The organism is Morganella sp. HMSC11D09 (assembly GCF_001807955.1).
GTDB classification, from domain to species: Bacteria; Pseudomonadota; Gammaproteobacteria; order Enterobacterales; family Enterobacteriaceae; genus Morganella; species Morganella morganii.
This window is the reverse complement of record NZ_KV791661.1, coordinates 195,909-222,594: the sequence shown is the minus strand read 5'-3', so window position 1 is coordinate 222,594 and position 26,686 is coordinate 195,909. Positions and strand designations below refer to the sequence as shown.

22 protein-coding genes are annotated in these 26,686 nt (G+C 54.7%); 18 read left to right on the top strand and 4 right to left on the bottom strand.

Annotation, left to right across the window (positions count from 1 at the left end):
• The first annotated feature begins 32 nt into the window (after positions 1-32).
• The 16 genes from HMPREF3119_RS03575 (at position 33) to HMPREF3119_RS03500 (ending at position 18,079) form a co-directional block, all read left to right on the top strand.
• Positions 33-1,469 (top strand): aldehyde dehydrogenase family protein, encoded by a 1,437-nt coding sequence (locus tag HMPREF3119_RS03575; protein ID WP_004236100.1) that lies wholly within the window; start codon positions 33-35, stop codon positions 1,467-1,469.
• Positions 1,470-1,567: 98 nt separating this feature from the next.
• Positions 1,568-2,413: an ethanolamine utilization protein EutJ gene (gene eutJ / locus HMPREF3119_RS03570; protein WP_004236098.1), complete on the top strand. Its 846-nt coding sequence runs from the start codon at positions 1,568-1,570 to the stop codon at positions 2,411-2,413.
• Positions 2,403-3,605 carry an iron-containing alcohol dehydrogenase gene (locus tag HMPREF3119_RS03565; RefSeq protein WP_004236096.1) on the top strand — a complete coding sequence of 401 codons (1,203 nt, stop codon included), beginning with the start codon at positions 2,403-2,405 and terminating at the stop codon, positions 3,603-3,605. Before eutJ ends, HMPREF3119_RS03565 begins: the two co-directional genes overlap by 11 nt.
• Positions 3,606-3,653: 48 nt before the next feature.
• Positions 3,654-4,919, top strand: coding sequence for an ethanolamine utilization protein EutH (eutH, locus tag HMPREF3119_RS03560; RefSeq protein ID WP_004238998.1), 1,266 nt, complete (start codon positions 3,654-3,656; stop codon positions 4,917-4,919).
• Between the two features lie 2 nt (positions 4,920-4,921).
• Positions 4,922-6,340, top strand: a complete 1,419-nt coding sequence (gene eutA / locus HMPREF3119_RS03555; RefSeq protein ID WP_004238997.1) for an ethanolamine ammonia-lyase reactivating factor EutA — start codon at positions 4,922-4,924, stop codon at positions 6,338-6,340.
• An 11-nt stretch (positions 6,341-6,351) separates the two neighbouring features.
• Positions 6,352-7,713, top strand: a complete 1,362-nt coding sequence (locus tag HMPREF3119_RS03550; protein ID WP_004236092.1) for an ethanolamine ammonia-lyase subunit EutB — start codon at positions 6,352-6,354, stop codon at positions 7,711-7,713.
• Positions 7,714-7,731: 18 nt separating this feature from the next.
• On the top strand, positions 7,732-8,625 hold the full coding sequence (gene eutC, locus HMPREF3119_RS03545) for an ethanolamine ammonia-lyase subunit EutC (protein WP_004236091.1): 894 nt from the start codon (positions 7,732-7,734) through the stop codon (positions 8,623-8,625).
• Positions 8,626-8,638: 13 nt separating this feature from the next.
• Entirely contained in the window at positions 8,639-9,298 is a 660-nt protein-coding gene (gene eutL, locus HMPREF3119_RS03540) for an ethanolamine utilization microcompartment protein EutL (RefSeq protein ID WP_004238995.1), read from the top strand.
• A 47-nt stretch (positions 9,299-9,345) separates the two neighbouring features.
• Positions 9,346-9,903 carry a BMC domain-containing protein gene (locus tag HMPREF3119_RS03535; protein ID WP_004236088.1) on the top strand — a complete coding sequence of 186 codons (558 nt, stop codon included), beginning with the start codon at positions 9,346-9,348 and terminating at the stop codon, positions 9,901-9,903.
• Positions 9,896-11,248: a 4Fe-4S dicluster domain-containing protein gene (locus HMPREF3119_RS03530; RefSeq protein WP_004236086.1), complete on the top strand. Its 1,353-nt coding sequence runs from the start codon at positions 9,896-9,898 to the stop codon at positions 11,246-11,248. Before HMPREF3119_RS03535 ends, HMPREF3119_RS03530 begins: the two co-directional genes overlap by 8 nt.
• Positions 11,249-11,250: 2 nt before the next feature.
• Positions 11,251-11,805, top strand: coding sequence for a BMC domain-containing protein (locus HMPREF3119_RS03525; protein WP_004236084.1), 555 nt, complete (start codon positions 11,251-11,253; stop codon positions 11,803-11,805).
• Positions 11,806-11,840: 35 nt separating this feature from the next.
• Complete coding sequence (gene eutR, locus HMPREF3119_RS03520) at positions 11,841-12,875, top strand: HTH-type transcriptional regulator EutR (RefSeq protein ID WP_015422472.1); 1,035 nt, start codon at positions 11,841-11,843, stop codon at positions 12,873-12,875.
• A 215-nt stretch (positions 12,876-13,090) separates the two neighbouring features.
• Complete coding sequence (gene ansB, locus HMPREF3119_RS03515) at positions 13,091-14,134, top strand: L-asparaginase 2 (RefSeq protein WP_004236080.1); 1,044 nt, start codon at positions 13,091-13,093, stop codon at positions 14,132-14,134.
• Between the two features lie 338 nt (positions 14,135-14,472).
• Positions 14,473-16,437: a TonB-dependent receptor plug domain-containing protein gene (locus tag HMPREF3119_RS03510; RefSeq protein WP_241157482.1), complete on the top strand. Its 1,965-nt coding sequence runs from the start codon at positions 14,473-14,475 to the stop codon at positions 16,435-16,437.
• 12 nt (positions 16,438-16,449) lie between these two features.
• Complete coding sequence (locus HMPREF3119_RS03505) at positions 16,450-17,169, top strand: (2Fe-2S) ferredoxin domain-containing protein (RefSeq protein ID WP_070578473.1); 720 nt, start codon at positions 16,450-16,452, stop codon at positions 17,167-17,169.
• 1 nt (position 17,170) lies between these two features.
• The gene (locus HMPREF3119_RS03500) at positions 17,171-18,079 is read left to right on the top strand and encodes an ABC transporter substrate-binding protein (RefSeq protein ID WP_004236076.1); all 909 of its coding nucleotides are present in this window, start codon (positions 17,171-17,173) and stop codon (positions 18,077-18,079) included.
• An 18-nt stretch (positions 18,080-18,097) separates the two neighbouring features.
• Here the strand turns inward: HMPREF3119_RS03500 and HMPREF3119_RS03495 are convergent, their stop codons facing one another.
• A complete protein-coding gene (locus HMPREF3119_RS03495) occupies positions 18,098-18,820 on the bottom strand; it encodes an NUDIX hydrolase (protein WP_004236075.1) in 723 nt (240 codons plus the stop codon).
• Positions 18,821-18,979: 159 nt separating this feature from the next.
• On the opposite strand from HMPREF3119_RS03495, the gene HMPREF3119_RS03490 reads away from it, so the two are divergent.
• Together HMPREF3119_RS03490 and HMPREF3119_RS03485 are read left to right on the top strand one after the other, a co-directional pair.
• Positions 18,980-20,002, top strand: coding sequence for an SPFH domain-containing protein (locus HMPREF3119_RS03490; protein WP_070578470.1), 1,023 nt, complete (start codon positions 18,980-18,982; stop codon positions 20,000-20,002).
• Entirely contained in the window at positions 19,999-20,925 is a 927-nt protein-coding gene (locus tag HMPREF3119_RS03485; RefSeq protein ID WP_004236073.1) for a diacylglycerol kinase catalytic domain-containing protein, read from the top strand. Before HMPREF3119_RS03490 ends, HMPREF3119_RS03485 begins: the two co-directional genes overlap by 4 nt.
• Positions 20,926-21,010: 85 nt before the next feature.
• Here the strand turns inward: HMPREF3119_RS03485 and HMPREF3119_RS03480 are convergent, their stop codons facing one another.
• The 3 genes from HMPREF3119_RS03480 to HMPREF3119_RS03470 form a co-directional block, all read right to left on the bottom strand.
• The gene (locus HMPREF3119_RS03480; RefSeq protein WP_004236072.1) at positions 21,011-22,378 is read right to left on the bottom strand and encodes an NCS2 family permease; all 1,368 of its coding nucleotides are present in this window, start codon (positions 22,376-22,378) and stop codon (positions 21,011-21,013) included.
• Positions 22,379-22,435: 57 nt separating this feature from the next.
• Positions 22,436-23,752: a guanine deaminase gene (gene guaD, locus HMPREF3119_RS03475; protein ID WP_004236071.1), complete on the bottom strand. Its 1,317-nt coding sequence runs from the start codon at positions 23,750-23,752 to the stop codon at positions 22,436-22,438.
• Between the two features lie 61 nt (positions 23,753-23,813).
• The gene (locus HMPREF3119_RS03470) at positions 23,814-26,684 is read right to left on the bottom strand and encodes a molybdopterin-dependent oxidoreductase Mo/Fe-S-binding subunit (RefSeq protein ID WP_070578467.1); all 2,871 of its coding nucleotides are present in this window, start codon (positions 26,682-26,684) and stop codon (positions 23,814-23,816) included.
• Positions 26,685-26,686: the final 2 nt, after the last annotated feature.

Here is a 26,686-nt window from a genome sequence, read left to right as displayed (position 1 = left end):
GCAACGAGTCACAGAAAGAGGCGTGGGTGAATATGGATCAGAAAGAAATTGAGAATGTGGTAAAAGCGGTTCTGGCCAGCATGAGTGCGGGCACACAACCGGCGGCTGCATCAGCGGCACCACAGCAGGCGGCAGCCTCACAGAATAACGGTTTCGGGGTGTTTGAATCCCTGGATGATGCCGTTCTTGCCGCCAAAGAAGCACAGAAATCATTAAAAACTGTTGAAATGCGTAATCTCTGCATCGGCGCAATCCGCCGTGCGGCAACAGAACATGCCCGCGAACTGGCGGTTCTGGCTGTTGAAGAGACCGGCATGGGCCGCGTGGAAGATAAACTCGCGAAGAACTTAGCACAGGCAAACGGCACCCCGGGTGTTGAGTGTCTGCGTCCTGAAGTGTTAACCGGCGACCACGGTTTAACCTTAATCGAAAATGCGGCATGGGGTGTTATCGCCTCTGTCACACCATCCACTAACCCGGCGGCGACGGCAATCAACAATGCCATCAGTATGATCGCCGGGGGTAACAGTGTGATTTTCGCGCCGCATCCGGCAGCGAAAAAAGTCTCACAGCGCACCATCACGATTCTGAACGAAGCCATTGTTGCCGCAGGCGGCCCGAACAACCTGCTGGTGACTGTCGCCAAACCGGATATCGAAACCGCACAACGTTTATTCAAATATCCGGGGATCGGCCTGCTGGTCGTGACCGGGGGTGATGCGGTGGTGGAATCCGCCCGCAAACACACCAACAAACGTCTGATCGCTGCCGGTGCCGGTAACCCGCCGGTCGTGGTGGATGAAACTGCCGATATCGAACGTGCGGCGAAAGCCATTGTTCACGGTGCATCATTCGATAACAACATCATTTGTGCGGATGAAAAAGTGCTGATCGCGGTTGACTGCATTGCAGACAAACTGATCACCGAAATGCAGCGTAATCACGCGGTATTACTGACCCGCGAACAGAGCGAGAAGCTGATCCCGGTTCTGCTGAAGAATGTTGATGAAACCGGCCACGGCACTGTCAGCCGCGACTGGGTAGGCCGTGATGCAGCGAAAATTGCTGCGGCTATCGGTATGACTGTGCCGGCAGATACCCGTCTGCTGATCGCGGAAACCGACTGCAAACATCCGTTTGCCGTCACTGAACTGATGATGCCGGTTCTGCCGATCATCCGCGTGAAAGATGTGGATCAGGCGATTGACCTGGCGGTGAAACTGGAAGGCGGCTGCCATCATACCGCAGCGATGCACTCCAATAACATCAGCAACCTGAACCGCATGGCGAATGCCATCGATACCAGTATTTTCGTGAAAAACGGACCGTGTATTGCCGGTCTGGGACTGGGCGGCGAAGGCTGGACAACCATGACGATCACCACACCGACCGGTGAAGGTGTGACCTGTGCGCGGACGTTCGTTCGTCTGCGCCGCTGCACCATGGTGGATTCATTCCGCATCGTGTAAGCCGCTGCGGTGGGGCCTGCGGGCTTCACCGCTTTTTTCCCGGTTAGTGTGAGTTACTCACGTTAACCCTGACGTTATGTTTTAAACCGGAGGAACCGATGGTTCAACGCAATCAGGAATGGCTGGCATCGCGCTTACAGCGGGCAGCGGAAATCTGTAATCAGCCGCAGGCGGGTGATCACAAAGATGCGCCGTTGTGGCTGGGGATCGATCTCGGTACCTGTGATGTGGTGTCCATGGTGGTGAATGCGGAAGGTCAGCCGGTCGCGGTGTGCCTGGACTGGGCAGATGTGGTGCGCGACGGTGTGGTCTGGGATTTCTTCGGTGCGGTAAAAATCGTTAATAAACATCTGGATGCGCTGGAAAAACAGTTCGGTTTCCGGTTTGAGGTGGCGACAACGTCATTCCCGCCGGGAACAGATCCGCGTATCTCCGTGAATGTGCTGGAATCTGCCGGTCTGGTGGTCGCCAGAGTGCTGGATGAGCCGTCTGCGGTCGCTGACATGATGGGGCTGGATAAAGCCGCTGTTGTGGATATCGGCGGCGGTACCACCGGGATCGCGATTGTGCAGAAGGGCGAAGTGACCCGCTCCGGCGACGAAGCCACCGGCGGTCATCATATTTCCCTGACCCTGGCGGGCAACCAGCGCATTGAACTGGAAGATGCCGAGCAGATGAAGCGTGAGCGCGGTGAAAGCATCTGGCCGGTTATTCGTCCGGTATACGAAAAAATGACGGATATCGTCGACGATCATATTCGCGGTGAGGATGTGACTGAACTGTGGCTGGCGGGCGGCTCCTGTATGCAGCCCGGTGTGCAGCCGCTGTTTCAGGCGCGTTTCCCGCATCTTACCGTGGTACTGCCACAGCATTCTATTTTTATGACGCCGCTGGCGATTGCCGTCTGCGGTGTATCTCAGGGAGAAAACCGTCATGCCGGATAATCGTTTACCCGCGGCTGAGGTTCAGTCCGCTATCTATCAGGCGCTTGATTTGGTGAATGCCCGTCAGGTGCGTGAGTTTTCTGTCCCGCCGACCACATTAATCGGCCCGGGCGCCGTCGGCCGCAGCGGGGATGTTCTTGCGGAGCGCGGAATTAAGCACGTTTTTATTATGGTGGACGGCATGCTGTTACAGGCCGGTCTTACCGATGTGCTGGAGCGTAATCTGAGCCGCAGCGGCATTGCATATGAAATCTGGCCGTGCCCGCCGGGCGAGCCGATGGATAAAGATGTGTTCCGTACCGTTGAGCATCTGCTGAGCGTGCAGTGCGACGGCATTATCGCCCTCGGCGGCGGGTCGGTGCTGGATGCGGCGAAAGCCGTGGCTGTGCTGGCTGCCAATCCGGATCTGCCGCTGGCGGATATGATGCCGGGTGCGGCGCTCAATCCGCGTCTGCCGTTTATCGCTATCCCGACCACTGCCGGTACCGGCTCTGAAGCGACCAATGTTTCCGTGATTATTACTGCGGAAAATCATATCAAACTGGTGCTGGCACACAGCCAGTTACTGCCTGATCTCGCCATTATTGATGCCTGTCTGACACTCGGTGTTCCGCCGCATGTGACAGCAATGACCGGTATCGATGCCTTAACACATGCGATTGAAGCGTATGTGGCGAGCAACGTCACGCCGCTGACACAGGCGCTGGCACTGCGGGCGATCTCCATGATCAGCCACGCGCTGCCGATCGCTGTCGGTCAGGGGCATGACATTAAAGCCCGCGAGGACATGATGCTGGCTTCCTATATGGCCGGGATGGCGTTCTCCAATGCCGGTCTGGGGCTGTGCCACGCGATGGCGCATCAGATTGGCGCGGCATACAACATTCCGCACGGCAAGGCGAATGCCGTCATGCTGCCGCAGGTAATGCGTTTTAACCGCCTGGTCTGCAAACAGGCGTACAGCGAAATTGGTCATGCGCTGACTCAGCGGCCGATGACCGACATGGAGGCCATTGAGGCCGTGGAACAACTGATCAGTGACGTGGAACTCGCGCAGACGCTGCCATCCCTGGGCGGAAAACGTGAGGATTTCGATGGTTTTGCCAAAGCGGCATTGCAGGATATCTGCATCAAAACCAATCCGCGCGCGGTCACAGCGGCTCAGATAACGGCGATTTACGAGTCAGCCTGAGTCAATCAATAAGAACAGCCTGCGCGACAGGCACGGAAGGAGAAGGGTATGGGCATTAATGAAATCATCATGTACATCATGATGAGTTTTATGCTGATAGCAGCCGTGGATCGTATCTTCAGCCAGTTCGGTGGCTCAGAGGCAATCCTCGGTAAGATCGGCCTGGGTAAAGTCGGGAAAGGCATTGCCGGTTCCGGTGAACAGTTTGAAGAAGGCTTTATGGCAATGGGTGCACTGGGTCTGGCAATGGTCGGTATGACCGCGCTGGCACCGGTGATCGCCATGCTGCTCGGGCCGGTGATTATTCCTGTCTATGAAATGCTGGGTGCGAACCCGTCAGTGTTTGCGGGCAGTATTCTGGCCATCGATATGGGCGGCTTCTTCCTCGCGAAAGAGCTGTCCGGCGGTGATGTGGCTGCGTGGTTATATTCCGGCGTACTGCTGGCATCCATGATGGGTGCGACCATGGTGTTCTCCATTCCTGTTGCGCTGGGCATTATCGAGAAGAAAGATCGCCGTTTTCTGGCACTCGGTGTGCTGGCCGGTATCGTGACTATTCCGGTCGGTTGTATTGCCGGTGGTCTGGTGGCGAAATTCTCCGGTGTGGAAATTGACGGTCAGGTCGTGGATTTCAGCATGACCATGCTGCTGGTCAATATGATCCCGGTGATCATCGTGGCGGCGCTGGTGTGTCTCGGCCTGAAATTCATTCCTGAGAAAATGATCAACGGCTTCCAGATCTTCGCCAAAATCCTTGTCGGTATCATCACTATCGGTCTGGCGGCAGCAGTAGCGAAGTTCACCGTAGGCTGGAACCTGATCCCGGGCCTGGATCCGATTTTTATGACAGAAGGTGATGTGCCGGGCCAGGTGATGCGCGCTATCGAAGTTATCGGTTCTATCTCTGCGGTGCTGTTAGGGGCGTACCCGATGGTGCTGCTGCTGACCCGCTGGTTTGAAAAATCCTTTATGAAGATCGGCAGCCTGCTGAAAATCAACAACATGGCCGCAGGCGGTATGATCGCGACTCTCGCGAACAACATCCCGATGTTCGGCATGATGAAGAAAATGGATACCCGCGGCAAAATCATCAACTGTGCGTTCTCCGTGTCCGCTGCCTTCGCACTGGGTGACCACCTGGGCTTTGTGGCCGCCAACATGGCACCGATGATCTTCCCGATGATTGCAGGGAAAATTATCGGCGGTATCACTGCGATTTTCGTTGCCATCATGATGATGCCGAAAAATATTGAGCAGGAAGATGCCGCTGCGGCCGCTGAAGCTGCTGCTGAAAGCGTCGCGGAGGAGAAATAAGCATGAAAACCCTCGAACTCTTAAGTGTCGGTATTGACGTGGGCACCACCACTACACAGGTGATTTTCTCCCGTCTCGCTCTGGTAAACCGCGCGGCGGTGTCACAGGTGCCGCGTTATGAGTTTGTGGATCGCAAAATTATCTGGCAGAGCCCGGTTCTGTTCACGCCGGTGGATAAAGACGGCCACCTGCGTGAGGAAGAGCTGCTGGCGCTGGTGCTGGATCAGTACGCCGCCGCCGGGATGGACCCGGCGACGATTGACTCCGGTGCCATCATCATTACCGGTGAAACCGCTAAAACCCGCAATGCGCGTCCGGCTGTGGTGGCGTTATCCCAGAAACTCGGGGATTTCGTGGTCGCCACCGCCGGTCCGCACCTGGAATCGGTGATTGCCGGTTTCGGATCCGGTGCCCAGACACTTTCTGAGCAGAAGATGGCGCGGGTACTGAACATCGATATCGGCGGCGGCACAGCAAACTACGTGCTGTTCGAAGCCGGTCATGTGATCAGTTCCGCTTGTCTGAACGTCGGCGGCCGTCTGTTCGAAACAGACAGCAGCGGACGCGTTACTTATGTGCATGCGCCGGGCCGCCTGATCGCCCGTGACTGCTTTGGTGAGCAGACCGATCCGATGTCCCTGACACCGGCACAGCTGAATACCATTGCCGACCGCATGAGTGAGCTGCTGTATGAAGTGATCAGCGGCAACCTCACCCCGCTCGGGCGTGAGCTGCTGATGACGGACGGCCTGCCTGCGGAAAGTTCTTTTTATGCGGTCACACTGTCCGGCGGTGTCGGGGAGTGTTACAGCAATCCGGAAAGCGGTAATGATTTCCGTTTCGGTGATATCGGGCCGCTGCTGGCACAGGCGATACACCGCAATGCGGATTTCAGTGCTTTACCGATGCAGACTCCGGCACAGACTGTCCGTGCCACGGTGATCGGCGCCGGTGCGCATACGCTGTCCCTGTCCGGCAGCACCATCTGGCTGGACAGCATCACGCTGCCGGTCCGCAATATTCCGGTGGTACATCCGGCGCTGGGCCGCGCGGATGATGAAGATCTGGTGAATACCTGGAGCCGCGCCCTGACGCAGATGGATCTTAATCCGCAGCAGGATCTGTACGCGCTGGCCTTACCGGAATCACTGCCGACTAACTACGCCTCGGTACAAAGCTGTATCGATGCTCTGGAACGCTTTACCAAAACATACCCGAACACCATGCCGCTGCTGGTGATCGCGGGACAGGATTTCGGTAAGGCACTGGGCATGCTGCTGCGTCCGCTGATGAACGGCCGCGAACTGGCTGTTATCGACGAAGTTATCACGCACACAGGCGACTATATCGACATCGGCACGCCGTTATTCAGCGGCTCTGTCGTCCCTGTTACTGTTAAATCACTCGCATTTCCTTCCTGAGGGAACGTAATATGAAATTGAAAACCACGCTGTTTGGTCAGACCTACCAGTTCCGGGACGTGAAAGACGTTCTCGCGAAAGCTAACGAACTCCGCTCCGGGGACATCCTGGCGGGTGTCGCGGCCAGTAACGCCCAGGAACGTGTGGCAGCAAAACAAGTGCTGTCTGAACTGACGATTGCGGATGTCCGCAACAACCCTGTCGTTCCGTATGAAGAAGACTGCGTAACCCGTCTGATCCAGGACGATATCAATGAAACCGAATACAACCGGGTCAAAAACTGGACTATCGGTGAGCTGCGTGAGCATGTCCTGAGCGACACCACCTCTCTCGATAATATCAATCTGCTGCGCAAAGGCCTGACCTCAGAAGTCATCGCCGGTGTGGCAAAAATCTGCTCCAACGCAGACCTGATTTACGGCGCGAAGAAAATTCCTGTCGTGAAACGTGCGAATAACACCATGGGTCTGCCGGGCCACTTCAGCGGCCGCTTACAGCCGAACGATACCCGTGACGAAGTGCAGAGTATCGTGGCACAGATTTATGAAGGTCTCTCTTACGGCTGCGGTGATGCGGTTATCGGTGTTAACCCGGTAACGGACGATGTGGATAACCTCAGCCGCGTGCTGGATGCTGTCTACGGCATCATCGATAAATACGATATCCCGACTCAGGGTTGTGTACTGGCGCACGTCACCACACAGATGGAAGCCATCAAACGCGGTGCGCCGGGCGGCCTGATTTTCCAGAGCATCTGCGGCAGTGAAAAAGGTCTGCGTGAGTTCGGTGTTGAGCTGGAAATGCTGGACGAAGCCCGCCACGTCGGTGCGCAGTACAACCGTATCGCCGGTCCTAACTGCCTGTACTTTGAAACAGGACAGGGCTCTGCACTGTCAGCGGGCGCTCACTACGGTGCTGACCAGGTGACTATGGAAGCCCGTAACTACGGCCTGGCGCGTCACTATGATCCGTTCATGGTGAACACCGTTGTCGGTTTTATCGGACCTGAATATCTCTATAACGACCGCCAGATTATCCGCGCCGGTCTTGAAGATCACTTCATGGGCAAACTGAGCGGTATCTCCATGGGCTGTGACTGCTGTTACACCAACCATGCGGATGCGGATCAGAACCTCAACGAAAACCTGATGATCCTGCTGGCCTCTGCGGGCTGTAACTTCATCATCGGTATGCCGCTGGGTGATGACATCATGCTCAACTACCAGACCACTGCGTTCCATGACATCGCAACTATCCGTCAGTTACTCGGCCTGCGCCCTGCGCCGGAATTCGAAGCCTGGCTGGAAAAAATGGGTCTGATGGAAAACGGGCGTCTTACCAATCGTGCCGGCGATCCGTCACTGTTCTTCTGATTTTCGGGGTAAATCACCATGGATCAAAAACAAATTAATGACATCGTACGCAGCGTGATGGCTCAGATGGGACACACGGGCGAAAACGTACAGGCGGTTGCTGCGGCAACGCAGGCTGTGCTGAATCAGGGTAATACGTCTGTTGAGTCCGTTGAGTGGGATCTCGGTTCACCGGAAGCAAAACAGTGGATCGGCGTGCAGAACCCGCACCGTGCAGAAGTGTTACAGGAACTGCGTAACAGCACCGGTTCCCGTGTCTGCTCCGGCCGTGCCGGTGTGCGTCCGCGCACCCAGAGCCTGCTGCGCTTCCTGGCTGACCACTCGCGCTCCAAAGATACCGTACTGAAAGAAGTCCCGGCGGAATGGGTGAAAAAACAGAACCTGCTGGAGTTACAGTCTGAAATCACAGACAAAAACCAGTATCTGACCCGTCCGGATATGGGCCGTATTCTGAATAAAGAATCCATCGAACTGCTGAAAACCAAGTGTGTGCAGGCGCCGGATGTGCAGGTCATTATCTCTGATGGTCTGTCCACCGATGCTATCACCGCAAACTACGACGAAATTCTGCCGCCGCTGATGAAAGGTCTGGAGCAGTCCGGTCTGAAAGTGGGCACGCCGTTCTTTGTCCGTTACGGCCGCGTGAAAATTGAAGACCAGGCCGGTGAAGTGCTCGGCGCGAAAGTGGTTATCCTGCTGGTGGGCGAACGTCCGGGGCTGGGTCAGTCTGAAAGCCTCTCCTGCTACGCGGTGTACTCACCGACAGTGGCGGGTACAGTGGAAGCAGACCGTACCTGTATCTCGAACATTCACCGCGCGGGGACACCGCCGGTGGAAGCCGCCGCTGTTATCGTCGATTTAGCCAAACGCATGCTGGAGCAGAAAGCGTCCGGTATCAACATGAACCGTTAACGGGGAACTGAATATGCCTGCATTAGATCTTATCCGGCCGAGCGTGACAGCGATGCGTCTTATCGCTAATGCACACGAAGATTTCTGCCGTGAACTGAAATTACCGAAACACATCCGCAGCCTCGGCCTTATCACCGCAGACTCCGACGATGTTGCTTACATTGCCGCTGACGAAGCCACCAAACAAGCTCTGGTGGAAGTGGTTTACGGACGTTCCCTGTATGCAGGGGCGTCAAACTCACCATCACCGACCTCCGGTGAAGTGATGATTATCCTCGGTGGCCCGAACCCGGCGGAAGTCCGCGCGGGTCTGGATGCCATGGTCGCCAATATCGAATCCGGCGCGGCATTCCAGTGGGCGAATGACAAAGAAGATACCGCATTCCTGGCGCATCTGGTCTCCCGTACCGGCTCTTACCTGTCTGATGGTGACAAAGTTAAACACGGTGACCCGATTGCCTATCTGGTGGCACCGCCGCTGGAAGCGACCTTCGGGATTGATGCCGCACTGAAAGCCGCTGATGTGCAGCTGGCCACTTATGTGCCGCCTCCGTCAGAAACCAACTACTCAGCAGCCTTCCTGACCGGCAGCCAGGCAGCATGTAAAGCAGCATGTGATGCCTTTACCGAAGCCGTTCTGGATATCGCGCGCAACCCTATTCAGCGCGCCTGAGCAGTGCAGTCAGTCGTCAGTTCAGTCATTAACACAGGAGAAAGGTCATGATCGATTCACTGGGATTACTTGAGGTATACGGCCTGGTGTCCGGCATTGATGCGGCGGATGCGATGCTGAAGTCGGCAAATGTCCGCATCCTTAACTATGAAATGGTGATCCCGGGGATGGTGACGCTTGTTGTTGAGGGCGATCTGGCGGCGTGCCGTGCGGCGGTGGATGCGGGCATTGCAGCCGCAAACCGTACCGGTAAAGTGATCGGCCACAAGGTCATCGGCCGTCCGGATGGTGATACCGAGTGGCTGGTCACCGGTTTCAGCGGTGTACCGGTGAAGGTAAAACCGCAGTCTCCGGCACCGGTTCCGGTATCTGAACCGGCTCCGGCGGCAGCTGTTTCTGCCGCTGCACCGGATGCGGATGCTATGATGATCTTTGCCGCTGGAGCCAAACACCGCCACGGCGTGACCGCCGGAGAAGCGGCCATGCATTTCAGTTGCCTGATAGAGGACAGCCGTGATGTGCTGGAAGACCTGTTTAAACAGGGCAAACTGCGCAAACGCGGCAGCCGCTACCGGGTAAAACAGGAGGGAAACCGCGATGAGTAATCTGATGCCGGGTCTGCATGAGTGCGGGCCCGAAATCATTCGTCAGCGTGTGCAGGATGCAGGGGTTGTCGGTGCGGGCGGGGCGGGGTTCCCGACCCACGTCAAACTGGCGGCACAGGCGGAAATCTATCTGGTGAATGCGGCTGAATGTGAGCCGCTTTTGCAGGTGGATCAGCAGCTGGCTGTCCTTGAGGCGGATGCGATGATCCGCGGTTTGCTGTATGCGATGCGGGCCACCGGCGCGAAAGAGGGCATTATTGCCATCAAAGGCAAGCACCAGGCGGCCATTGATATCCTGAATGCCCGCGTGCCGGATTCTGTCCGTCTGCATATCCTGCCGGATGTTTATCCGGCCGGTGATGAAGTGATCACCATCTGGCTGGCGACCGGCCGCCGGGTCCCGCCTGCGGCACTGCCGCTGTCTGTCGGCGTGGTGGTCAGTAATGTGCAGACGCTGATCAATGTCGCGTATGCCGTTGAACAGGAACAGGCCGTGATACACCGTGTCCTGACGGTGAACGGCGCGGTTCATCATCCTGTTACCGTTTCCGTTCCGGTCGGCACCACACTGCGTGAAGTGCTGGCACTGGCAGGCGGATCCACCATCAGCAACCCGGCGTATATCAACGGCGGGCCGATGATGGGCAAATTACAGACATCCCTTGATGATGCTGTGACCAAAACCACCGGCGGCTTATTAGTCCTGCCGGATGACCATATTTTAATTCAGCGCCGGACCCGTTCGGAGCGCACGGTGATCAACCAGGCGCGTACCGTATGTGAACAGTGCGGCATGTGTACCGAGCTCTGCCCGCGTCATATGATCGGCCACGAACTGCCGCCGCACCTGATTGTCCGCGCGGTGGGGTATGAGCAGATCTCCGCACCGTCAGCCGTTGTTGCGGCACTGACCTGCTCGGAATGTGCGATTTGTGAAGCCTGGTCCTGCCCGGTGGAGATCTCACCGATGCGCCTGAATCAGATGCTGAAAGTGAAGCTGCGCGAAGAAGGGATCCGCTACGAAGGTGAACTGCGCCCGGAAGATCCGATGGCTCAGCACCGCATGCTGCCGGTCAAACGCCTTGTCCGCCGTCTGGAACTGACGGAATACATGCACAAAGCGCCGATGACTGATGAGATCTACGCGCCGCAGCAGGTGATTATCCCGTTACGTCAGCATATCGGTGCCCCGGCGGTACCGGTTGTCAGTGAAGGGGATAACGTCACGGCGGGCATGCTGATCGCCGCTGTCCCGGAAAAAGCACTGGGTGCGCCGGTTCACGCCAGTATCAGCGGTGTGGTTCGCCATATTGACAGCTCGGCTGTCACGATAGAGAAGGAATAACTATGCACAGTGCAATTGCGATGGTGGAACTGTCCAGTATCGCCAAAGGGATGGAAGTCACCGATTTTATGCTCAAAAGTGCGGAAGTCACCCTGCTGATGGGCAAAACCGTGTGTCCCGGCAAATATGTGGTGATGGTCGGCGGTGATGTTGCCGCCGCACAGCAGGCAATGCGCTGCGGTGTGGAAAAAGGCGGTGCTCAGGTAGTGGATGAGTTTCTGCTCAGTAATATCCACCCGGATGTGCTCCCGGCTATCGGTGGTGTGACGGATGTGAATGCCCGCGAAGCCGTCGGGGTAGTGGAAACCTTTAGTGTCGCAACCTGCATTGAGGCGGCGGATTTTGCTGTTAAAGCAGCCGGCGTCACGTTAATACGACTTCATATGGCGTATGGTATCGGGGGTAAATGTTACTTTGTGATGAGCGGCGATGTTGCAGACGTCGAAACCGCCAAAAAAGCCGCATCACAGGTCGCCGCAGATAAAGGTGCGCTGGTTTACAGCATGGTCGTACCGAATCCTCATCCCGATTTCTGGCAGCAATTGGTCGCTGGTTAACATTTATGGCGGCCGTTCATTTTGGGGAAAAAATAATGATGAAAAAAATCACACCAGATTTACATCACCTTAATGATGAAGTGCCGCATGACCGCGATCTCAGCCCTATCGTGATCGAGCAGAATTTTACACAGCGTTATACGCATGATGCCTATGATCAGGCGTGTGCTATTACCGCCTGGCAGCAGCTTTATGATCAGCTGACTCCGGGCCGGTTTGAAGGGGAACTGACCGAAACCCTGTTTGACGGGCTTCAGGTATTCCACGAATACACTAATCTGTCTCTGCGCCAGTCCTGTATGGTCTGGCCGAATGCCTTCTGGTTCGGCATTCCGGGGGAGCAGCAGAATACCGGCTATATCGGCAATCAGATGCTGTGCCGGCAGAAAATCGCTGTGCGTCCGGGCGGAAAAGAATTTGAACTGAGTACGCCGGATGATTATCACATTCAGGGGCTGGTGATTTCTCACGATATCCTGAAAAAGCACTCTGTGGTGCTGCAAAACCCGGAGCGGCTGATGAATCTGCTCAGCGAAAATCCGGCTGTGGGTGTGAACCCCTTCAAAAAAGAGGCGATCTGGCAGTATATCCGCCATGCCCTCTGGCACTCCAAAATTGAGCAGGAACGCAACCGTACCGTCAGCCGTGTCCTGAGTCATAACCTGCTGACGGCATTCCTCGGCTTGCTGGAAGATGCCAGCACCGTGGCCGATGAGCACTACACCAACCGTGTGAACTACCTGAAACTGGTCTCTAAAGCCCGTGAATACCTGTTTGAAAATGCCACCGAACCGGTGACCGTGCTGGAATTGTGTAATGAGCTGTATGTCAGCCGCCGCACGCTGCAGAATGCCTTCCAGCAGGTACTGGGTATTGGCCCGAATGCTTATCTGAAAACCATCCGGCTGAATGCTGTGCGTCGTGAGCTGGTCAGCCCGTATTCAAAACAGACTACCGTCAAAGACGCAGCAATGCAGTGGGGGTTCTGGCACCTGGGGCAGTTCGCCACTGACTATCAGCGCCTGTTTAATGAGAAACCGTCGGAGACACTGAGCCGCCGTCTGATGTGATTGTTGTTCTGCTTCCGCTTTCTGACCTGCATCGTGTTTTCTTTCCGGCAGGTCAGAATGGCTTCTTCTGAGTCACCGTTTTAAAATACCGCTTCTGATCTCATTTTCAGCATCTTGCTGTGAATATTCTCTGTAAGGAGAATTTAAATATCTAATTAGTTCTATATTTATTAATTGGCTATTTATAATTCTACTGAGCAACGGAGTATTCAGGTATGAAAAACCGCAACAAGATTCTGCTGTCCGCGTTGATATCTCTCTTTATGACCCCTGCGTTTGCACTTCCTTCTGTGACAGTTCTGGCCACCGGCGGCACTATTGCCGGGGGCGGGGAATCGTCGGTTTCGTCCGGTTATCAGGCCGGAAAAGTAGGCGTCAATGCGCTGATTGATGCCGTACCGGAAGTCAAAGCACTGGCAGATCTCAGTGGTGAGCAGATTGTGAATATCGGCTCACAGGATATGAATGACAAGGTGTGGCTGACGCTGGCAAAAGAAATCAACCGGACCTGTGATAAAACGGACGGATTTATCATCACTCACGGCACCGATACGCTGGAGGAGACCGCGTATTTTCTTGACCTGACAGTATCGTGCCATAAGCCGGTTGTGCTGGTGGGGGCAATGCGTCCGTCCACGGCACTGGGCGCGGACGGCCCGCTGAATCTCTATAATGCAGTAGTTTTGGCAACGGATAAGTCGGCGGCCGATCGCGGCGTTCTGATGGTGATGAATGACAAGGTGATCAGCGGGCGGGATGTGGTCAAAATGAATACCACGGAAGTTCAGGCGTTTGAAGCGGTGAATGCCGGGGATACCGGATTTATCCATAACGGCAAAGTGACCTATTATCAGGCAGCGCTGCCACGGCAGGCCGGTGCGGTGTTTGATATCAGTAAACTCAGCGAACTGCCGAAAGTCGGTATTGTTTATAATTATGCCAATGCTTCAGATGCGCCGGTAAAAGCCCTGCGGGAAGAGGGAAATGCCGGGATTGTCAGTGCCGGCGTGGGTAACGGCAATATGTATAAAGGCGTTTTTGATGCATTAGCCGCCGCAGCCAAAGAGGGCGTGGTGGTTGTCCGCGCCAGCCGGGTGCCAACGGGCTATACAACACGTAACGCGGAAGTGGATGATGATGTATACGGTTTTGTGGCTTCCGGCAGACTGAACCCGCAAAAAGCCAGAGTATTGCTGCAACTGGCTCTGACACAGACCACTGATCCGCAGAAAATTCAGTCATTCTTCGAAAAATATTAATTAAATTATTTTCAGACCGCAGTCTCTCTTATAAGGGGCTGCGGTTTTTTATTCTCGGATCGGTTTTCATGCATTTATTGTTATGTTATAACATAACAATAAATGAGTTTAAGGTGATAGTTGTCATTAATGATAATTAACAAATGAAACAAAAAAGACACAGCTGCCTACAGGAATTTAAAGAAAAAAGGGGCTGAATCTGTCCGTATTCACAAAGCGGGAAAAAGAACTGTTCTCATATTTACCCATTGAATTCATTCAGTATATTGTCTGCTTCTGAGTCAGAGCGACTCTGTCTTCACGGCATGTATCACAACAAAATAATAAAAGAGAAAGGTATGAAATCAGTTAAGTTTGCATTGGCACCGTTATCCGCCATGGTGCTGTTATCGTTCTGTGCGCAGGCCGGAACACTGGGAAATAATGACGACACGATTATTGTCCGATCTTCCACCATTGAATCCACCACCGTTAATGAACTGGCCGACTACGGGAATAAATTACAGGTTATTACCCGTGAGGAAATTCAGCGTTCCGGGCCGTCATCCGATTTAAACCAGGTATTACAGCAATATGTGCCGGGATTATATGTCTCTCTGGGACAAGGGGCTTACGGCTACGGTAAATATTCCTTTATGGGCGGCCGCCCGGATGACACCTTAATTCTGATTGATGGCGTCCGTCTGAACAACCGCCTGTTCGGCGGGATCTATCTCGATACTCTGCCGCTGATTGCGATTGACCGCATCGAAGTGTTACAGGGGGCGCAGAGTCTCTCTTTCGGTACTCAGGCGATCAGCGGTGTGATTAATATTGTCACCAAAAAACCGACCTCAGAGGTACTGTCCGGTGAATTCAGTGTCGGCGCGGATACGGATAAAGGCCGTTACGGAGAGGGTTACGTCGAGAAAGCGTTTGATAACGATATCGGCAAAACCGGTCTGATGGCGTGGGTAACCCGCAGTAAATCTGACGGTTATCAGCCATATCGCGACAGTGATTACAACGGCACGATCGGTCAGAAAAAGCGTGGCTATGACGTGACATCTGTTGGTGTCCAGGTTACCCAGACTATTGCGGATACCGCACAATTGCAGGGATTCTACCAGTACACACAGGCCGATCTGGATATGGTGTCCCCGAACCATCACCGTCAGGCAATGAACAAACGTGACCATCATCTGGCCACAGTTTCCTTTGAGCATTTCCTGACGCAGGACACCAGCTACTCCATCCGTGCACATCTTAATGACTGGAATACCCGTTATGACCGCAGCCGCTATCTGGCGGACGGCTCCGTGGATATTCAGAATGATGATTCTTACTGGGGATTCCGGGACTACGGCGTTCAGGCACAGATCAAATCTTACCTGTTCGGGGATAATGAGTTTGTCGTCGGGACAGATAACCAGTGGTACAAAGGTAAAGATGAGGTCATGAAGATCGAAACGGATACCGCGAAAGCCAATGCCCTGTATTTACAGGTGCGGCCGGATATCCCTGTCTTACCGGAGCTGAAACCAAGTCTCGGCGTGCGTTATGAACGCTTTGAAGGCGGCCAGGATGCAACCGTCTGGATGGCAAGCACCAAATATGAGGTGAATGAAAAGCTCAATTTACGCGGCCAGGTGGGAACAGCATTTAAACTGCCGAACGCTGAGCAGTTATATGTCAAAGATGAAAGTAAGCAAACCATCGGTGATGCCAACCTGAAAGCGGAAACCAGTAAAAACATCGAAGCCGGTTTTGACTACCTGACGAAGTGGGAAAACGGCGGTGCATGGCAGTTCGGTGCAACGGCCTACGCCCGTGAAATCAATGATCTGATCACGACAGTGAAAGTCGGTAAATACGATAAATGGGTTAACGGTGACGGTGAAATCCGTACCAAAGGCGTGGTACTGGCGACCAAACTGAACTTTGATGAGTCCTGGTATGTCTCCGGGGATATCACCCGTAACTGGCTGGATACCAAAAACGGCGCGACACTCAACGATATCCCGGAACTCTTTACCCGCGGCCGCATCGGTTATGACGCCCCGGCAAAACAGTGGGGTGCGGAACTGGCTGCCCGCTATGTGGGTGAACTGAAATCCGGCGGTGATACCTACGGCCATTACACCGTGTTTGATGCCAGCGCGTATCTGTATGTGGATCATGCGCAGCAGCATAAGCTCACGCTGCTGGTGGAAAACCTGTTTGACCGCGATTACCCGGCGGGTCTGACCAGCAACGGTCTGGAAAAAGTGGACAACCTCGGTCGTCCGTTAACCGCTGAACTGCGTTACACCTACCGTTTCTGAGGACACTGAGCTATGGGAAAGAATGTCACACTGTATCTGAACACGTTGCAGAATGAGGCGTGCTTATCTGCGGATTTCTGGCTGTCACTCAGTGAGAAGGGCTTTCCCAGTGATACCGCCTGCTGTGCGGACAGCGGGGCAGTATTGCATCAGCTGAAGGAAACGATCATACCGGAGACCCGCTGTGTCCTGCTGATGGTGCTGACAGACCCGGCGCAATCCGGTGAAAAACTGATGTCTCTGACGTCGGCGCTGGAGCTGGAGATAGCAGAGTATTACCCGCAGTTACGGGTGTTCCGGAGTTTGTGTGTACTTACCGGGGGGGATTCTGCGGCAGATGCCAAACAGGCCGGTGACGTGATGACGGAACTGGAAAAGCAGTCAAACAGTCGTGAGCCGAAAGCTGAATCCAACCCGAACTGGGAAAAAACACCGCCGTACCGCTATCACCTTTTCTTCTGTATGGGGCCGCGCTGTGTCTGCCGGGGAGCCAAATCCCTGCTGATGCAGCTGCGCCATCAGCTTGTGGCGCGGAACCTGTTTGAAAATGAAAACGGCGTGCTGCTGACCCGCTCTCACTGTCAGTATCCCTGCAACCAGGGACCGCTGGTAACGGTCTATCCGGATAATTTATGGTACCGGCTGACCACGCCGGAAGAGATCCATCTGTTTGTTTCTGAACAGATAGAGCAGGGAAGAGTGGTGCCGTCGTTGCTGGCGGATCATAAATAAAATGAAGATTACCCGGTATGCTGTCAGTGTGATCCTGTTGCTGCTGTCTGCAGGGGCTGCGGCAGGAAATAAATGCGATCCGCTGTGGGATAAAACCGCGCCGCCGCAGCATATCATTGCCATGAATCAGCATGCCGCTGATATGGTACTGGCGCTGGATGCCGGGCCGCAGATGCTGGGCGTGAGTTATATTGATGATTCAGCGGAGGCACTGAAATCAGGGCGCTATCACGGTATCCCGGTTTTTTCGGCCAAATACCCCGCGACAGAAAAACTGATCGCCTCCGGGGCAGATTTTGTCGTAGCTGGGTTTTCCTCTGCCTTTATGGCTTCGATGGGCGGGCAGGATGATCTGCAACGTGCCGGTATCGGCAGCTATCTGATGGCATTTTCCTGCGAACGTCAGGCATACAGCGGATTTGACAGTATTAAAATTGATTTGCAGCGCCTGGGGCGGGTCCTCGGGCGGGAAAAAGAGGCGGATGCCGCCGTTGCCCGTATCGATGCTACGCTGGCGCAGGTAAAATCCCTGCCGCCACTGCCCCGGAAACCGGTGATTTTTTACCTCGACAGCCAGAGTGACACCCTGATGTCACAGGGAAAGAAAGGGTTTATGACCGAAGTTATCACCCTGGCCGGGGGCGAAAATGTGTTTATCGACATGCCGATGGCAGGTATTCACGTCTCTCCGGAAACACTGCTGGATAAACAGCCGGACTATATTATTCTCGCCGATGCGGTCTGGTCACCGGCAGAAAAGAAAAAAGCCTGGCTGGCAAATCATCCGGCGCTGTCTCACCTGGAAGCTGTCAAAAACGGACGTTACATTGTTATTCCGTTCAGCGGCGTTTATCCCAACGTCAAAAGCCCGGATGTGTTGCTGACGATAGCAGAAGCCGTCAGGAAGTAATACCGGCGGAACACGGTTTTATTCTTCGTCTGTTTCCAGATTACGGATAAAACGGTAATCAGCCGACGCCGGTTTCAGGCGGTACAGTGCCGCCGGGCGACCGCGTTCAGCCCGTTTTTCACCGGTATCAATCAGCAGATCGGCCTGTTCGAGACGGCGGCGGAATGATTTTTTCTGAATCGGCTGACCAATCAGAATTTCATGAACGTGCTGTAATTCCGGCAGGGTAAAGGTTTCCGGCAGGGCGAATCCCGGCACGACGGAATAGAGGGATTTCTGGCGCAGCCGCGCTCTGGCCTGACGGATAAGTAACTGGTGATCAAACGCCAATATCATATTCTCTGCTTCATCCAGCGGTATCCATCTGACTGAATTCACTGTGTTAATTTGCTTTTCACACGCCTGCATGGCAATCAGTGCCGTATAGCAGACGGTGACTGACCAGCCGCGTTTGTCCCGCTGACCATTGCCGACCGTACATAACTGCTCAATGTACGGCGGTGTGACACCGGTTTTTTCCCGCAGTTTCCGCAGTACGGTATCTTCCAGAGTCTTATCCTGTGCCTCATCCACAAAACCACCGGGCAATCCCCATTTGCCTTTCTCCGGATGTTCCGCACGTTCGGCCAGCAGCACATGCAGGGTTTCATTGTGATAAGTGAAAAGCACAGCATCAACAGTCACCAGGGGCGACAAAAAATCACGGCGCTGATAACCGGCGAGGTAAGTTTGTTCATCCATTTGCGTCACATCCTGAAATCGGGATAAGTCATTCTATTGTAAGGAGAGAAATCCGGATTGCAAATTAAATGTCATTCAGACACTAATTCAGCTTGACATCAATAGTGTCAATAAGTCACTATTTTGTTATTGTCATAACGACACTAATGAGGTGATACTATGTTTAATTTAAAATTCTTTAAAGCAGACCCGTCCACATTTGTTATCCGTTCCGTGAACGGTCATGTCAAAAGTCAGGGACAAGGGCTGAGCTTCTGGTACAACAGTGCGACCACATCGATCGCCGCACTACCCTTAAGTGCGCAGGAAACCCCGTTTATTTTCAATTTCCAGACAGCGGATTTCCAGAGCCTCCGCGTTCAGGGGCAACTCTCCTTTCAGGTCAGTGCGCCGGAAAAAACGGCCGGAGTGCTTAACTTTGTACTCAACCGGGACGGAAAAACCTACGCGACCGACGACCCGATGAAACTGAATGACCGGATTGTCCGCGCGGCACAAACCATTATCCAGGCGGAGATCCAGTCCACGCCGCTGCGCCGTGCATTATTGCTCAGCCAGTCGCTGGTGGCACTGGTGCAGTCACGTCTGTCACAGCAGGCGGCGCTTGAGGCTCTGGGGATCACCATTCTGGATTTCTCTGTCACCGCGATTACCCCGACACCTGAAACGGCCCGCGCACTTGAGGCGGAAGCCCGGGAATCCCTGCTGAAAGAGGCGGATGATGCGATTTATGCGCGGCGTAAATCCTCCGTTGAACAGGAGCGCACGATCAAAGAAGCTGAGCTGGAGACCGATCTCTCTGTGCAGAAAAAAGAGCAGCAGATAGAGGAATCCCGGCTGGAAAACGAACGCACACTGTTGCGTGAACAGGCGGCAATGGCGCAGGAGCGGCTGGCGGCAGAGATTGGTGAGGAGCAGCAGCGTCAGACACTGGTTTCTCTCAGTGCCGATAATCAGCGCGTTCAGTCCGATGCGGATGCGTATGCCATTGAAACCAAAATGAAAGCGTACCGTGAGCTGCCGGTGGAGAATCTCAAAGCCCTGGCACTGAGCCGGATGGCGCCGGAGCAGCTGATGGCGATGGCCTTTGAGTCACTGGCACAGAATGCCGGAAAAATAGGTGAGCTGAATATCGCGCCGGATATGTTCAGTCAGATGATGAAAAAAGTGAGCAAAGCATGAGCCGCCGGGATGAGGTACGGTTTGTCCTGGTTACACAGAAAACCCGGTTACAGGAGCTGATCGCCCGTTTCAATACCTGGCCGCAGGCGAAGTTTTATCTGGAGCATAACGGCATCTCCGTGAGTGATTATCTCGCGGAGCATGATCGCTACCAGGCGCAGCTGACAGAGGCGAAACGTATTTTGCTGCAGGCGGGACAGGTACAGATTCCGGATCGCACGCTGCTGCCGGGGTATCAGTTTTCTGACCGCGATATTGTGGTGATTATCGGCCGCGACGGGCTGGTGGCGAATACCCTGAAATACCTGAACGGCCAGCCGGTGATTGCGGTTAACCCGGATCCGGAACGCTGGGACGGTATACTGCTGCCTTTTGAACTGCCGCAGCTGGCATCGGTGGTGATGCGGACACTGAACCTGGATATGCCGTCGAAAGTCCTGAGTTTTGCACAGGCGGTCACCAATGACGGACAGAAAATGCTGGCGGTCAATGATCTGTTTATCGGGCCGAAAAGTCACACATCGGCCCGCTATATTCTCAGTCACGGCGGGCAGGCGGAGGCGCAGTCTTCCTCCGGGGTGATTGTCTCAACAGGGCTCGGTTCGACGGGCTGGTTACAGTCTGTTCTGGCCGGTGCGCTGGGCGTGACCGGCGGCAGTTCACATCCGCTGCGCGCCGGGATCGCCTGGGATGAAAAGCGGCTGCAGTTCAGTGTGCGGGAGCCTTTCCCGGGGCGGACATCCGGAACCTCACTGGTTTTCGGGGCGGTCGATAATACGATGACATTACAGCTTGAATCACAGATGCCGGAAAACGGGGTTATTTTTTCTGACGGGATAGAGTCCGATTTTCTTCATTTCAATGCAGGATGTATTGTCACAATCGGTATTGCGGATATACAGGGAAGGCTGATGTATGAATAACAAACCAGTGTACCGCCGGGCGGCGGATAACAGAACGGGGCACACAGCGTGCCCCGTAAGGAATAAAACCACGTTTGTTTATTGATCAGATAGCCCAGCCGCCCGCATAGAAGGCGACTAACACCACCGCAATAATCACTGTGCCGGTGTTGAGTTTACGCCACTCTTTTGCCACCAGGCGGCCGATGACCAGGGTGACATAACCCAGCATAATACCGGTGACGATATTACAGGTCAGTACGATAAAGACCGCACACACCAGCCCGGACATGGCATCGACAGAGTCGTCGAAATCCAGTTTTGCCACATTACTCAGCATCAGCAGGCCGACATACATCAGTGCTGGTGCGGTTGCATACCCCGGGATCAGGTAAGAGAGTGGTGAGAAGAACAGGATCAGCAGGAACAGCACGCCGACGGTTACGGCAGTCAGCCCGGTTTTACCGCCTGCGGCTGTCCCCGCAGCGGATTCAATATATACCGCTGCCGGAGAAGCACCCACCGCACCGGAGATAATGGAGCTGACGGAGTCCACGGTCAGCGCTTTGCCGCCGTTGATAATCTGATTGTCTTTGTCCAGCAGGTTGGCTTGTCCGGCCACCGCACGGATGGTACCGGTAGCGTCGAACACCGCTGTCATCACCAGCGCCAGCACACTCGGCAGAACCGCTGTTTGCAGGGCACCCATAATATCCATACTGAAGATCAGAGATTTACCGTCCGCACCACTCAGTGACGGCATGGCGATCAGCCCCTGATAGGTGACGTTCGGGTCAACAATCAGGCCGATAACTGAAATCCCGATAATCACCAGCAGGATCCCGCCCGGGACGTGCATTTTTTCCAGACTGACAATCACCGCCAGTCCGATCAGTGACATGGCGACCGGGAAGGAGGTAAATGCCCCCATTGCCACCGGCAGACCTTCCAGCGGGTTCTTGATAACCAGACCGACACCGTTGGCGGCAATCAGCAGCAGGAACAGGCCGATACCAATCCCGGTGCCGTGGGCTATCCCCATCGGCAGGTTGCGCAGGATCCAGTTTCGCACCCCGGTAACGGAAATCAGGGTAAAAATCACACCCATCAGAAAGACCGCACCGAGCGCAACCGGAATACTGATTTGCTGCCCGAGCACCAGGCTGAATGCGGTAAAGGCGGTGAGTGATATAGCACAGCCGATAGCCATCGGCAGGTTTGCCCACAATCCCATCATGATGGAGCCGATACTGGCGACCAGACAGGTGGCGACAAAGATGGCACCCGGCGGGAACCCGGCTTTGCCGAGCATGGAAGGGACGACGATGACAGAATAGACCATGGCGAGGAAGGTGGTGACTCCCGCCAGAATCTCCCGTTTGACGCTGCTGCCGCGGGCGGAGATTTTAAAGTACGCGTCCAGTGCGCCTTTTGCTGCCGCCCCGGAGTTATCCGGTGTTGTATTATCAGACATAATTGCAGACCCCGAGAATGAAATGAAAATGTGTTTTAATCACTGCATTGGTGTGCGTCAGGTCCGTTCATAGACCAGGCGTCCATCGATGTAAGTCCGGTAAATCGTGCGGTCATCACCAAGCGCAATCATCACAAACAGTTTCTCCGCCAGCGTGCGTGAGTTGTCATAACGCAACTGCTGGAGCGGGGTCGCGGTCGGTTCAAGTACCACAAAATCCGCTTCTTTGCCGGCGGCAAAGTTACCGATACAGTTATCCAGTCCTAATGAATGCGCGCCGCCGAGAGTGGCGAGATAAAACGCTTCAAAGGCGGTTAAACAGGTTTTCTGCAACTGCATCACTTTGTAAGCTTCACTCAGTGTCTGCAGCATATTGAAGGTCGTTCCGGCACCGACATCCGTACCAATCCCGACTTTCACTTTTTTCGCCAGCGCCTTTTTCAGATTAAACAGGCCGCTGCCGAGATAAAGGTTTGATGTCGGACAAAATGCCACCGCCGAGCCGGTATCGTGCAGGCAGTCCCACTCTTCTTCCTCAAGGTGGATACAGTGCGCAAATACGCTGCGTTCGCCGGTCAGTCCGTAGTGGTGATAGACATCCAGGTAGTTTTTACTGTCCGGATAGAGCTCTTTTACCCACTCAATTTCTGCTTTGTTTTCATCAAGGTGAGTGTGAACCCAGGTGTCCGGATACTCTTCGCGCAGCCGCTGACACACCGCCAGTTGTTCCGGGCTGGAGGTCGGTGCAAAACGCGGGGTGATGGCATAGAGCAGACGCCCTTTCTTATGCCAGCGTTCGATCAGTGCCTTACACTCTTCGTAGCTGCTTTCCGGTGTGTCGGTGAGGTAGTCCGGCGCGTTTCTGTCCATCATCACTTTACCGGTGATGAGGCGCATATTGAGCTGGCTTGCCGCATCAAACAGGGCATTGACCGATTCCGGGTGAACAGTACTGAAGACCAGTGCGGTCGTGGTGCCGTTACGCAGCAGTTGTTTGATAAAAAACGCCGACATTTCACGGGCGTAATCAATATCCTGATACAGCTTTTCGGTCGGGAACACATGGCGGTTGAGCCATTCGAGTAACTGCTCGCCGTGAGCACCGATCATCTCGCTCTGCGGATAGTGAACGTGGGTATCAATAAAGCCCGGCACCACCAGTTTCCCAGTGTAATCGCGGACACGGACGGTTTCCGGGATCAGATGCTTCCCGTCTTCCCACTGTCCGAACCACTCTATTTTTCCGTGCCGGATTAGCATCAGGCCGTCATCAATCAGGCGGACTGCATCGGGCAGATCGTCCATCGAGGTCACTACGCGGGTGATATCCAGGAACTTCCCGCGTACCGCTTTGACGGTATGTTCAGACGACATAGCTGACTCCTCTGCTTACAAAAAGCCCTCACCGGAACCGGCGAGGGCAGGGTTGATTTAATTATATTTTGCTCAGGCCGCGCAGAATTTTTTCCGGCGTGAAGTGCCATTCACGCAGCCAGACACCGCAGGCATCATGAATTGCGGTGGCGATAGCCGGTGCTGCACCGTTAACCGCGATTTCCGAGATGGATTTCGCACCATACGGGCCGACCTGGTCATCACTCGGCACCAGGAACGCGCGGAAATCACGCGGAATATCGCCGATCTTCGGTGCGCCGTAGGTTTTCAGGTCGCGGGTCAGCGGCACACCTTTGGCGTCGTAGCGGATCTCTTCTGACATACTGTGGCCGATGGCACGCATGGAGGCACCGTAAATCTGACCTAAGGCCAGATCCGGGTTCACCGGCGTACCGCAGTCGAGCAGTGCGTAGAATTTATCCAGGCGGATTTCACCGGTACGGGTGTTCACGGCCACTTCGGCAAAGTTTGCCCCGTACGGGAAGGCAAAGTCCGGTGTGATATAACTGGCGTTTGCCACCAGCACACCAAACCCGGTACCGCCTTCGGCTGCATGCGCCAGATCCGCGAATGTGATTTCGCCTTTCTTACCGCGCACCACACCCGGTGCCGCCAGGGTGACATCCTCCACCGGCTCGCCGATTTGCGCGGCACCGTGGAACAGGATTTTTTTACGCAGATTCTCTGCCGCCATTTTCGCCGCATTACCGGAGAAGCAGGTGCCGGAGGAGGCATAAGCTCCTTTGTCGAACAGCGCGTGGTCAGTATCCCCTGAGATAACATGGACATCATCCGGGCAGCAGCACAGCACTTCGGCGGTCAGTTTTTTGACCACGGTATCGAGGCCGGTACCGATATCCGCACCACCGGAGTGGACGATAAAGGTGCCGTCAGATTCCAGTTTGACCATACAGTTTGCCTGGTCGATATCCGGGATCCCTGATTTCTGCATGATGATGGCCACGCCGCGTCCGGTTTTCCAGTCGCCGTCCTGTTTGCGCGGGGAATCCCAGTTGATAAGTTCGCGGCCTTTTTTCAGGATCGGGCCGAGGGCGCAGCTGGCGGCAGTCGGTACCGAGGTCGGCATTTTACCTTCCCCGATAGCACCGAGGATCTTCAGTTCCTGACCTTCATGCACGCGGTTGGTTTCAATCAGATCCAGCAGGTCGATATTCAGTTCTTTCGCCAGTTCGGCCAGGATCATGGTCAGGGCGAAGTTACCTTTCGGTGCCCCGTAACCCTGATATGCACCGGTCGGGCAGATGTTGGAGTAGTAAGTGGTCACCTGAAAATCGACGTTATCACACGGATAGAGCGGCAGTGACAGCGCCGGACCGTTACTCGGTACCGTCAGTGAGTGGTTACCGTAAGGGCCGGTGTTCGCCAGGAATTCCATATTGATGGCGGTGATTTTCCCGTCTTTTTTCGCGCCCAGTTTGATCTTCACTTTTGCCACATGGCGGCTGGTGTTCGCGATAAACTCTTCTTCACGGGTGTAGCGGAATGAGACCGGACGGCCGGTGACATACGTTGCCCACGCGCAGACTTCTTCCAGCAGGATATCCTGCTTGGAACCAAAGCCGCCGCCGACACGCTCTTTAATCACATGCACTTTGTTTTGTTTCAGGCCGAGAATACGCGCCACCTGGCGGCGTAAGTGCCACGGTACCTGAGTGGAGGCGTGGATCACCAGACGGTCGCCGTTCATGTAGGTGTAGCAGATATGCGGTTCGGTCGGGCACTGCTGAACCTGGCGGGATTCATAGGTGCGCTCGATAACGGTATCCGCTTCGGCAAAGCCTTTATCCAGATCCCCGATATGGCCGTGAACACCCGCAGCAATGTTTTTGCACGGTTTTGCGCCGATCGGGAAGTTAATCTGTAAATGCTCGCCGCGATCTGCCGCGTTTTTATTCTGCTCTGCCAGGTCAGCCGGCGCGCCGTTAACATAAATCACCGGCTCATCATGCACCAGCGGTGCGCCGTCAGCTTTGGCTTCATCGATAGACAGAACCGGTTTCAGCACGTCATATTCGACTTCGATTAACGATAATGCTTTCAGTGCGATAGCTTCGTTTTCTGCCACCACAGCGGCCACGCGGTCACCGACGTGACGGAGTTTTTTACCGAACATGCGGCGGTCAAGCGGAGACGGCTCCGGCGCACTCTGTCCGCCGGGGGTGTAATACACATCCGGACAGTTTTTGTGGGTGATAACATGCACCACGCCCGGCAGGGCTTCCGCTTTACTGACATCCAGGCGGGTGATCAGCGCGTGAGCGTGCGGGCTGCGCAGCATTTTAATGACACAGGTATTGGCAGGAATGCGGTCTTCCACATAGCACGGGTTTGCCTGCACCATTACGGCAGCATCGGTTTTCGGCGTGACTTTCCCGACAACGGTCAGGTCATCACGGAAGGCCGGTGCATTGTCAGCTTTGTAGTGCGGATCTTTGCGGCGTTTTACCAGCAGATCAATGACTTCATAGAATTGCTGATAACCGGCGTCACGGCTGAACAGACCGGAAAGGGCATCATCAATCTGGTCGCGATCCGGCTCCGGAATACGTTTGATAAGATCAGTCAGGATCAGGGCAGCCGCCGGGTCGTTATAACCGGACTGGATCACACCCACATCGACCATCGCCTGCTGAACATCACTCAGTTCATTCCATTTGCCGAGAGATTCGGCGGTTTCAATCACTGCGCCTTCCAGCTGGGCGGCGATCAGCAGTGAGGCGTTGACAATACGGCCGTTGAATAAGATGGCGTCAGAGCCTGCGAAGCCATAGCCGTCATCACTGTTACGCACAGAGTGCATACCCAGGCTGAACAGAATGTTGCGGACGTTTTCGCCCGGAATGCAATCGGGTGAATGCGGGGTGCCGTTAAGTATAAAATGGACGTTCATTT

Coding starts and splice junctions, on each gene's coding strand:
- HMPREF3119_RS03495 (WP_004236075.1), bottom strand. CDS start 18,820: ATGGATGAACAAACTTACCTCGCCGGTTATCAGCGCCGTGATTTTTTG.
- HMPREF3119_RS03505 (WP_070578473.1), top strand. CDS start 16,450: ATGGGAAAGAATGTCACACTGTATCTGAACACGTTGCAGAATGAGGCG.
- HMPREF3119_RS03565 (WP_004236096.1), top strand. CDS start 2,403: ATGCCGGATAATCGTTTACCCGCGGCTGAGGTTCAGTCCGCTATCTAT.
- eutH (WP_004238998.1), top strand. CDS start 3,654: ATGGGCATTAATGAAATCATCATGTACATCATGATGAGTTTTATGCTG.
- HMPREF3119_RS03500 (WP_004236076.1), top strand. CDS start 17,171: ATGAAGATTACCCGGTATGCTGTCAGTGTGATCCTGTTGCTGCTGTCT.
- guaD (WP_004236071.1), bottom strand. CDS start 23,752: ATGTCGTCTGAACATACCGTCAAAGCGGTACGCGGGAAGTTCCTGGAT.
- HMPREF3119_RS03480 (WP_004236072.1), bottom strand. CDS start 22,378: ATGTCTGATAATACAACACCGGATAACTCCGGGGCGGCAGCAAAAGGC.
- HMPREF3119_RS03525 (WP_004236084.1), top strand. CDS start 11,251: ATGCACAGTGCAATTGCGATGGTGGAACTGTCCAGTATCGCCAAAGGG.
- ansB (WP_004236080.1), top strand. CDS start 13,091: ATGAAAAACCGCAACAAGATTCTGCTGTCCGCGTTGATATCTCTCTTT.
- HMPREF3119_RS03535 (WP_004236088.1), top strand. CDS start 9,346: ATGATCGATTCACTGGGATTACTTGAGGTATACGGCCTGGTGTCCGGC.
- eutA (WP_004238997.1), top strand. CDS start 4,922: ATGAAAACCCTCGAACTCTTAAGTGTCGGTATTGACGTGGGCACCACC.
- HMPREF3119_RS03510 (WP_241157482.1), top strand. CDS start 14,473: ATGAAATCAGTTAAGTTTGCATTGGCACCGTTATCCGCCATGGTGCTG.
- HMPREF3119_RS03470 (WP_070578467.1), bottom strand. CDS start 26,684: ATGAACGTCCATTTTATACTTAACGGCACCCCGCATTCACCCGATTGC.
- HMPREF3119_RS03490 (WP_070578470.1), top strand. CDS start 18,980: ATGTTTAATTTAAAATTCTTTAAAGCAGACCCGTCCACATTTGTTATC.
- HMPREF3119_RS03485 (WP_004236073.1), top strand. CDS start 19,999: ATGAGCCGCCGGGATGAGGTACGGTTTGTCCTGGTTACACAGAAAACC.
- eutR (WP_015422472.1), top strand. CDS start 11,841: ATGATGAAAAAAATCACACCAGATTTACATCACCTTAATGATGAAGTG.
- HMPREF3119_RS03550 (WP_004236092.1), top strand. CDS start 6,352: ATGAAATTGAAAACCACGCTGTTTGGTCAGACCTACCAGTTCCGGGAC.
- eutL (WP_004238995.1), top strand. CDS start 8,639: ATGCCTGCATTAGATCTTATCCGGCCGAGCGTGACAGCGATGCGTCTT.
- HMPREF3119_RS03530 (WP_004236086.1), top strand. CDS start 9,896: ATGAGTAATCTGATGCCGGGTCTGCATGAGTGCGGGCCCGAAATCATT.
- eutJ (WP_004236098.1), top strand. CDS start 1,568: ATGGTTCAACGCAATCAGGAATGGCTGGCATCGCGCTTACAGCGGGCA.
- eutC (WP_004236091.1), top strand. CDS start 7,732: ATGGATCAAAAACAAATTAATGACATCGTACGCAGCGTGATGGCTCAG.
- HMPREF3119_RS03575 (WP_004236100.1), top strand. CDS start 33: ATGGATCAGAAAGAAATTGAGAATGTGGTAAAAGCGGTTCTGGCCAGC.